This window comes from Blastomonas sp., from assembly GCF_041747255.1.
Lineage (GTDB): Bacteria > Pseudomonadota > Alphaproteobacteria > Sphingomonadales > Sphingomonadaceae > Blastomonas.
The window spans coordinates 1-9,199 of the sequence record NZ_JBGTFM010000287.1; the positions used below are offsets into that span (position 1 = coordinate 1).

The 9,199-nt window shown below is 62.1% G+C and carries 6 protein-coding genes and 1 pseudogene; 2 read left to right on the forward strand and 5 right to left on the reverse strand.

The window, feature by feature from the left end; genetic code table 11:
* A pseudogene (locus tag ACEW8G_RS09635) lies at nt 1–314 on the reverse strand (peptidase S24); the annotation flags it as partial.
* Nucleotides 315–425: 111 nt separating this feature from the next.
* On the opposite strand from ACEW8G_RS09635, the gene ACEW8G_RS09640 reads away from it, so the two are divergent.
* The gene (locus ACEW8G_RS09640) at nt 426–611 is read left to right on the forward strand and encodes a hypothetical protein (protein ID WP_373488210.1); all 186 of its coding nucleotides are present in this window, start codon (nt 426–428) and stop codon (nt 609–611) included.
* Nucleotides 608–940: a hypothetical protein gene (locus tag ACEW8G_RS09645; RefSeq protein ID WP_373488211.1), complete on the forward strand. Its 333-nt coding sequence runs from the start codon at nt 608–610 to the stop codon at nt 938–940. Before ACEW8G_RS09640 ends, ACEW8G_RS09645 begins: the two co-directional genes overlap by 4 nt.
* 14 nt (nt 941–954) lie before the next feature.
* Here the strand turns inward: ACEW8G_RS09645 and ACEW8G_RS09650 are convergent, their stop codons facing one another.
* From ACEW8G_RS09650 to ACEW8G_RS09665, 4 genes are all read right to left on the reverse strand, one after another.
* Nucleotides 955–1,452 carry a hypothetical protein gene (locus tag ACEW8G_RS09650; RefSeq protein ID WP_373488212.1) on the reverse strand — a complete coding sequence of 166 codons (498 nt, stop codon included), beginning with the start codon at nt 1,450–1,452 and terminating at the stop codon, nt 955–957.
* A gap of 39 nt (nt 1,453–1,491) precedes the next feature.
* Nucleotides 1,492–5,778 (reverse strand): hypothetical protein, encoded by a 4,287-nt coding sequence (locus tag ACEW8G_RS09655; RefSeq protein WP_373488213.1) that lies wholly within the window; start codon nt 5,776–5,778, stop codon nt 1,492–1,494.
* The gene (locus ACEW8G_RS09660; RefSeq protein WP_373488214.1) at nt 5,759–7,996 is read right to left on the reverse strand and encodes a hypothetical protein; all 2,238 of its coding nucleotides are present in this window, start codon (nt 7,994–7,996) and stop codon (nt 5,759–5,761) included. The genes ACEW8G_RS09655 and ACEW8G_RS09660 overlap by 20 nt, the downstream gene beginning before the upstream one ends.
* The coding region (locus tag ACEW8G_RS09665) for a heme-binding protein (RefSeq protein WP_373488215.1) at nt 7,997–9,199 on the reverse strand (1,203 nt) is incomplete at its 5' end. It abuts the gene before it with no gap.

Here is a 9,199-nt window from a genome sequence, read left to right on the forward strand (position 1 = left end):
CGCCCCGGCAGGCCGCGCTGGGTTGGTGAGGGTGGGCGTGGTGATGGCGCGCGCACTGCACTCGCGCCCGATTGCCTGCGTATCGGACGTGTCGACGCGCGATCATCCGGCCCGCCCAGCCGCGCCTCTGACACGCCGAAAAACTCGGCGAGTAACCGACGGTCGGCTTCGTCAAGCTTGCGCGGGCTGCCCCGGCGGATGAACTGCTGCACATAGGCGGGGTTTTTGCCGAGCAGCTGCGACACCCCGGCAAAGCTCACCCCGCGCGCCTTGATCAACGCCTCAAGCGTGCTGCGAACGTCATCATGTTCCATATCGGATATATAGCAGGAAAAATCCTATAGACAAGTAGGATTTCCTACGTGATATTTTTCCTACGAGATGATTCGGCCTTCGTGACCATTTTGATAAGGGAGAGCGGCACCATGCCGATTTTGCGCCAGATTGAAAGGTTCCTGCGCGAGACCAACATGCCGCGCACCCGCTTCGGGCGGCTCGCGGCGGGTGATCCCAGGCTGGTCGATGATCTGCGCAATGGCCGCGAACCGCGCGCCGCATTGCGCACCAGAATAGAACATTTCATGAACAAATATTGGGAGAGCCACCTGTGATCCAGCAAGCCATCCGCCGTGACCCGGCAACCGCCCTGATTCGCGCATTGATCGCGCTGGCTGGACCCGGCGTGGAGTTGCAGGAACATCGCGGCACTAGCTGGGCCAGCGCCACATTTGCAGGCATGCGCCATGTGCTGCGGCTGCATTTTGCAGGCGCTGATGCTGTCGCGCAGGGTGACCAGCTGGCGCGCCGCCTTGGCGATCAGGAGTTCACGATTGCGGGGCACATCGTCGCTGACATTGCGGTGCGCGATACGCACCGCCGCTGCGATGGCGAGCCCGCACTGACGCTGACCATTGAGGCGCTGACGGTGGAGGATGCCTAACTGCGCTGAACCAATCAGTCGCTGAACCGATCCGCCAGCGCGGCGTGGTTGGCCGCGAGCGCCGATGCGGAAAACACCAGCTGGTCGCGATTGATCGATACTGGATTGAAATCATGCACTGGCACGGTGGGCTCCGATGGGCCTGCCCCATCCGCGACGCCGCTCGACATGGCCAGCACAAGATCGCGGTCGATATAGGCTATGCCTCCTTGGGAGGACCGCATCAGGCCGGCTTTGCGCAATACATCTGCGACCACATAGGGCGAGATTGAAGACACCCGGGCCAGCAAGCTCTCCACCGCATCCGGGTCCAGCAGTGCTGCCAACTTGGCCTTGTCGGGGGCTGGTTCGGTCAGTCCTTCAGACAGCGCATCGCCCGTCAGGTCAGCCATCGCAAAATGGCGCTCAGCAATCTTGAGGAACGCCGCGACGCATTCGCGCCCAAGAGTGGTCAGCAACACCTGCGCCACCTGCCCTGCCGAAGCCGGCTGCGGCAACGGAGGCTCAGCCAACACCCTCAGCCAAATCCCGTCATCAGGCAACCCGCGCCATCAATCAGCGCGCGCCAACATCGCCGGGCGCGGCCCCATCCAGTCGGCCATCGTCACCGTGTCACTGACCTTGTAGGGCATGCCGCGGCTGTTGAGGAACAGCTTTTCCATCTCGCTGCGCTTGAACGGCCGCGATCCGAGCCGCCCGAAGATTGCCATCTGCCCACCCGATTCATCGACACCGCGATCGCGGTCAAGCCCCTTGGCCACCGCCAGCGCAGGCGACGGAGTCTTCGTCCAGGCGATCAGCTCAGGCTTGGGATCGGGCGAGAAGCCATAGAAATTGGGCTGGCTCGACGGCGATGTCAGTTGCAGCACCTTTACCCCGTTGCGACCATCAGCCACATAGCCGAACAGCGTCGCGTTGGTAGATCCGACGATAATGTCCTCGACATCATTGAGCTGACCGTCGGCGGTGTAGCGCATGTATTCGCGCGGCGCCTCAGGGTTGGTGATGTCGACAATCACCAGACCGTCCTGCTTGGCGGCGACATAGGCGTAGGTGCGCGCCAGATACAGCTTGCGCGCATCAGCCAGCCGCACCGTGCCCGATGGCACCGCCACCGGCGCTTCCAGCTTGGTGATGTCGAACAGCTTGACCCCCTCAGCGTCGGTCACCCACAGATAGCGGAACTGGACCGCGCTCGAGCGGGCGTCCTGCAGCGGGATCACCGCCTGCAGCGTCGGGTTCAGCGTGCTGTAATCGAAATCGCGCGGCGGGTTCTCGGGCAGCTCATCGGCCAGCCGCACCACCACCAGCCCGACATCAGCGGTGATATAAGCAAAATCCCCCGCCAGCGTGATGTGGCGCGCGCCATTGAGCACATTGTCCGGGTTCCACGTCAGCGTCCGTTTGAAGAAGTTGTTGCGGAACTCGCCATCGGCCAGCGTGTCGACGTTGACCGCGATCAAGCCTTCGACGCTGTCAGTGATAAAGGCGTAGTGATACACCGCGCGGAACGGCTGCTCCTCATTGGCTTCGCGCATCTCGGGCGTGTTGCGGGTCGGCGCGATCGGCTGGGTTGTGGCGATGGCCATGCAGGTGGCGTTCTTGGTCTTCACATGCGTGTTGTGGCCAAGCTTTGAGAACGGTGCGCGGATGATCCGCTCGGAAAAGCCCTTGTTGCCGATTGACGCGATGTCATAGGCGCGGAAACCGCCCTTGCCCTCGGCCACGAACATATATTCGCCGCGGTTTTGCAGACAGTTCACCCGGCCTGCGGTGCCCTGCACCACGTTGGCGAACTCTTCAAGCGCATAGGGTTCGCCCGAGAACTTCGGATCGAACGTCTTGCCGCGCACCCAATTCTTGAGCTCGCGGCCGTTCTGCTCGACATGCATCTTGTAATAATCGGGATAGGAATAGCGGTGCAGATACGATCCGATCACGGCTTGCGGCTCGTCCCATTCGGTGACGCGCACCGCCTCGAAACCGCCCTCGAGCCCGAACCAGCTGTTGAGGCCAACAAAGTTCACGAAATTGGTGCCGAGCAGCAGCAGCTGCGCCATCACCGCATTGTTGTCGTTGGCCTCGCTCAGGTGGCAATCGGTGCACTGCTTGGTCTCGGTCTTGCGCACGGTATGCGGGAAGTGCGGCGCAAACGCCTGGCTCGAGAAGCCGGGCGCAGAAATTGGCGGTTGCTGCACATAGATGCGCTCACGGTTGATGTTGGTTGACGACAGGATCAGCGCCGAGGTCGAGCGGATCGGGGCGATGATGTTGCCCTTGCTGGTCTGGTGGCGACCGTTCTGGAACATCTCGTCACGCGCGACCTGCGGGTTGTAGGTCGCATAGTTGCGCGTCTCGTCTTCCTCGTATTTGTGGACCTTGGCCTTCCAGTTCGCCTCAATCGGCAGGTGACAGCCGCCGCACGAGGTCGTCCAGCTGAGGTGGCAGGTGAAGCACGTCATCTCTTCGTCATCGTGCGCGCGGTCCGCCTTGGCGACCGCTGGACCAAAGGAATACTTGCCCGTCTCGGTCCCGGCTTTCGACATCAGTTTCGACCGCGCCGCCTTGATGTTGAAATCGGGGCTGGCGGGGTCGACCGCATCCTTGACCAGGCTCATCTGCCACGACAGTTCGGGATCGAGCACCGAGCGCTGGATCAGCACGCGCTTGCCGGTGGCGTCCTTCATCCATTCGAACCGGCGCTGGCCATCGGGATTGCGGATCAGCGCGAGATTGTTGCCCTTGGGCCGCGCGGCAAGGTTTGAGGTGAACAGCGTCGGATAGGCATCCGCCGTGCCGTGGCAATCCTTGCAGCTGATTTCAACCGCATTGGCGACCTCACCATAGATCAGGCCGTTGCCGTGCCCGTCCTGGCTGAAGTGGCAGTCGACGCACTGCATGCCGATTTCAGCATGGATGTCCATCATGTGCACCGATTTGCCCGGGTTGCTGCCCACCGGCACGAACTTGCCCTCGCCCGCCTTGCGGAATTTTTCCGGATCGTCGGGCGAAACCATATTGGCGGTGTCAGTGCCCCAGGTTGCCATATTGCCCTCTGCATCGAGCAGATTACCCTTGCGGTCGCGCTTCAGGATGGCGCGGAAATTCCAGCCATGGCCGTGATAATCGGCAAACTGCGTGTCCTTCGCCTCGGTGTTGAGATCATAGACATTGCGCACGAACTCAAGATCTGACCACAGCCCGCGCGCCGCCGCAGCTTCAGGGTTGCGGTCGAGCGTGGCGCGCACCTCGTCCGCCGTGGGATAATGCTGTTGCTTGTAGATGCGCTGATAGTCTTCCTCTGACATGCCCTCGGGCTTGGGCGCGCGGTTTTCCGGCCCCGGCCACAGCAGCGGCGCATCGCTCTCATAATCCCACATCGTGTAGCCGAGATAGCTGTTTAGGAAGATGTTGGGCTGGTGCATGTGGCAGTTCATGCACTGCGCGGTAGGAATCGCGCGGGTGAAGGCGTGTTTGAGCGGATGGCCCTTTTCCTTGAACGCGGCCTTTTCAGCGTGCCCTGATTTCTCTCCGTGCGATGCACCATGATCGCTCGCACCCTTGGCCAGCGTGGTGCCATGGTCGCCGCCATGCCCGCCTTTATGGTCGTCATGATGCGCGGCGGCGTCATAATCACCATAGCGACCGACACGCTTCTGCCCTTCGATCAGCGTATTGATGGTCGGGTCATCGGTGATCGTCTGCCCGTCGCGGCCATATTGGGCGTAGGTCAGGCTGTGGCGCGGCTCGCGATCGTTGGCGTAGACGACGTGACACGCCGCGCAGCCCGACGCACGATAATCGCCCGGCTGATCGTTGGTGCCCATCTGCCACAGGAAAGGATCGTTGAGGCGGGTCTTGTGGATGTTGATCACCGGCACCGCGACGCGCAGTCCGGTGCCCGGGCCACGGTTGGATTGCTTGAGGTCGGGCCGTCCGGGCTCTTCCAGCCGCTGGATGATGCCGCCGATGTTGGGCAGGCCGATTTCGGGGAACTGCGAGTTGATGTTGCGGCCACCGCGCTCGAACACGCGGAAAATGTCACCCGGCGGCAGGATGTGCCAGGTCGGCAGCGGATACATCACCGGCAGCGCGCCGCGCGCCTTTTCCGCCGCCGTCACCGTGCCGTGCGGCTGGCCTTCCTCGGTAGCAGCGGACTTGATCATCGCCGGCTGGCCATCGCGGGTGAACGCCTCACCGAACATGTAGTTTTTGAACGGCACGATGCCGTTGTTATACGCCGCGCCGCCCCACAGCATCGCGCCCGTCGCCATCAGCGAGCGCTCGGACGCTTCGATGATCTCGATATGGCACGCCCCGCACGATTCGCGCACCACGCGATAATCGGACGGGTTCATGAAGCGGATGAACTCAGGTGCTTCCTTGGCAAGCAACGCATAAGAGCGCTTGGGGTTGGCCGACGACGGCCAGTTCCATGCCACCGGATACTTCGGCAGCACATGGCTTTTGAGCAGCGCATCCTGATACGGCAGGCTGTCGCGACCCCAGCTGTTGTCGCCCATCACCGTCGCATCGCCGCCGTGGCAATCGGTGCAGCCCAGCACGACCGCAGTCGAGGCGTGCATCGTCTTGTGGTCGCTTGCGGTGTGGCACGATTGACAGCCGGCGCTCTTGGCATCCGCCTCTGCCCAGTCCTGATTGGGCGGCGCAGGCGGCGTGAACGTGTATTTGACCTTCTGCGCCTTCTCCTTGCCCGCAGCCAGACCCTGATCCGCCGGAAGCGCGGTCAGCGTGACGAGCAACAGCCCTGCCAGCAGCAGCTTCCAGTTGAAGGCCAGCGCGTCGCCGCGCGCCCGGTCAGAACGCCAAAATTGCATTGAGCAGCACCGAATAATAAACGTCGGCTTTACCCGACTGGGTGAAGAGGTCACGGAACCCCTTTGATGGATCAAATACCGCGCCGGACAGGCGGAAGACAAGGTTCTGGTTGGCCCGGGGCCGCCAGATCGCCGCTGCCGATACATCGAAGCCGATGGAGCTCGGCACGGTGCCTTCCTGGCGCAGCGCCTCGATCGTATCGGTCTTGTGGAACCACAGATGGTTGGCATTGACCGACAGCCGCGTGGAGGCACTCAGATCAAAATCTGCGCCCGCACCCAGCAGCACCGTGCCGGGGTTGTTGAAGTTCGACTGGCCCTGCTCCTTGGATGAGCGCAGGTTGTTCAATATGCCGTTGCGGGTGTTCACCCCGACGGCGCGACCGCCCCCTGCAAAGGGGATGACCTGGCGGATCCAGTAGCTGGTATCGGCGCCGGCAAAAATCGGATTTTCGAAGATCGCGTCAAACCCGCCCTCGACATCGTTATACGGGTCTCCATCGCCGCTGGCGAACAGCCCCGACAGGCGGAAGCGCGCCCAATCGGTATCATAGCTGAGCTCGGCAGCCCCGAAATAGGCGCGAATGTCGGCCTTGCGGCTGGTGAAAAAGCTGTTGCGGTCCTCACCAAATGCACCATAGGCTTGGCCGGTTACGTTGATCCGCCCGATGCGGCCATCAACCGCATAGCCCAGATAAACGACATCATATTCGCGCGGGCGAAGGTCACCGAGCAGCGCCGGGCGTACCGGAAATCCGTTGTCGTCGATCTTGATTTCGCGGCCGCCCTCGCGGTTCATGTTGTAGGTCAGCGAGACCTGGCTGGTCAGCCCGACGAACGGGAAATCCTGACGATAGGCGTTGGCGAAAAACACCCAGTCATCGCGCGGCATTTCCACCACGCTGTTCAGACCCGAGTTGGTGTCCTTCTCAAGCCGCCAGAACGCGCCGATGTTGAACTGGAAACGGTTGTTGTCGCGGTTGCCAAACAGGCGGATGCCCAGCTGGTTGTCCTGAAACAGAAAGCCGCGAAAATCGGCCTGCATCGGCTGGATGCCAGCACGCAGCGAGATAAAATCATAGCGCGAGGTGTCATACTGGCCGAGGTGATAATCAACGAACAGTTCCTGCACGCCCACGAAATGGTCGGTGCGGTTGGTGCCCTTTGACGGCTCGACAAACAGCACGCGCCGTTCGTTGACCTCGACATGGTTGACCTGCGCCGCGAGCGTTATGCGATATTCAACCGACGGCGGTTTATATGCGGTCTCACCCTTGATCAGCGCGAAGCCCGCGATCACCGTCTGCGCGAGCACAAGCGAATCGGCCCGGCCAAACACATCGAGATTGTCGGGCCGTGCGGTCGTCTGCACGCCCACCGGGGTCGGGAAGCTGCGCGGCTCGACCACCGTGTCGGAGATGACATTGGCGACGAAGAACCAGTCGTCCTCTTTCAGAAACGCCGGGCGCTTGCCCTTGGGCAAAGGCCGGTCACCCTTCAGGATGTTCTGGTGATAGGGGTCGAGCTTTGACCGGCAGACGTTCGAGAGATTGGGATAGAGACCGTAGATCGACTGGTCGCCGCCCTTGGTCGGGCACAAGGATGTCACGATCCGCCAGCGATCCGGCACCGGAAACTCATCGGTTGGAAAGGCTTCGGGCGCGGGCGCGCGCACTGCGCCGGGATTGTCCTGCGTCACCCGGTCGGGCAGCTGCTTTTCCACCCCCGGACGTCTGCGGCCATCGATCAGCACATCATCGGCATCGAGGTCTGACTGTCCATCAGCCGCAGGCTCGGGTGGCTGGGCACCGGCGCTGGCGGGCTGCTCCTGCGCGCTGACCCGCGCAATTTCGGCCTCAATATCATTCCATTGCCCAAGGTCCCAAACGAGGTCCTGACCAAAGCCATCAGCACCAAGGCTGGCGTCATGCACGCTGCTGCGATGACGCGCAGGAGTCGCCCAGTCGTGAAGCAGCAGCCTCGCTTGATCTGGAGCCTCGGTCCAATCGGCAGGGCCGGCGGCTTCTGGAATGCTCTGTTGCGGTGCAAGCCCCTGCATCTGCGTGAGCGCCGTATTGCGCCCTACACTTGCCGCCGCGAGCGCCCCCACCGCCGTATGCATTTCGCTGCGCGGCACCGGCGCACGCACGCCATCGCGCTCATCACCGCCGCCGACCAGCGCAAGCAATGGCAACAGCGAGGCGAGCGGTGCCGTCATTTACAACCCCTCGCAGACATTTTGCTGGTTGGTATCAAGGAACGGCGCAAACGGGCAACTGACATAACGCAGCCGCACCTGCGCGTTACCCAGGTTCACCACCACTCGGTCGGCGCGCATCTCGTTGGGCGCGTTGCCCACGCCGCCAACGCGCGCACCGCCATTGTGCAGCCCCAGAAAGCTGACCATGTCGTCCTGATCGATACCATCGCCCGAAACGCCAATTCCACCGACCAGTTGATTACCCCGATAAATCGGTACCGATCCAGGAAAAATCTGGATGCCGTTTTCCAGCCGATTTTGGCCCTGGACCGCGTCAGGCAAAGCAGTGCAACGCTGCGCTGTATCCGTCTGCGAGGCCCCGGAAACAAATTGGGCATGCTGGATGATGTTGCCCGCAACAAGCTGGGTCTGCAGGCCTACCGCAAAGGGATTGAAATCCTCAATCGGGCGCGACAGCGGCCCGTGCGGGCGACCAAGCTCGCCATCGGGGAAATATGGCCGCGACAAATTACCATGGGCCCTGTCAGAAAAAGCGATGGTGCCGGTCAACGCCTGTGGATTGTTCAGAAAAGTGCGCACAGCCGCAACGAACGGAGCGACGCCGCCACCCGCTGCCATCAAATTGGCAGCTGCCTGGGTGTTGGAGAAGAACATCGCGGTGCGCGCCTTCTGCAACGACACGTCCGTGCCGAAAATCGGCGCATCGGGTGAGCGGACGATGCCCAAAACTTCGCCATTCGTATCGACAATCGATATCGTCGCCTGCATCCTGCTGTCGAGCGGACGACGGATTTGTGCGCGAGCACGGGTCAGAACGATGAACGCCTCTTCCAGAATAGCGCGCACTTCGATGGCGCTGAGCGGCTGGGGCACGCTTGTGCTGTCAGTGCCGGCGCGGATAGGATACCGGTTGTTCCCCGCGCCATCGGTGAGGATGAAGGCATCGGTGTTGGCAAACTCCGCTGCTCGCGCGGCGCGGATGCCCGATGCTTCGGTGCCGTAAGGCGTGCCTGCGATGATGGTGGCGTTGCTATAGCCACGCACCGCAATCACATTGCCCACGCTGCCGTTGATCGCGGCGAAATTGCCGGTTACTGTCCCGATATCGCTGGCAAGAATATCGCTGAACCGCAATGTCGTGCCGTCGACCGTGATCCGGTCGGCGCGGATCGCTTCGGCGGCGGCAAAGCCCTGCGTCCC

What these genes read in the sequence shown, in the direction of transcription:
- ACEW8G_RS09640 (WP_373488210.1), top strand. Translation starts at nt 426, where the DNA reads ATGCCGATTTTGCGCCAGATTGAAAGGTTCCTGCGCGAGACCAACATG.
- ACEW8G_RS09655 (WP_373488213.1), bottom strand. Translation starts at nt 5,778, where the DNA reads ATGCAATTTTGGCGTTCTGACCGGGCGCGCGGCGACGCGCTGGCCTTC.
- ACEW8G_RS09660 (WP_373488214.1), bottom strand. Translation starts at nt 7,996, where the DNA reads ATGACGGCACCGCTCGCCTCGCTGTTGCCATTGCTTGCGCTGGTCGGC.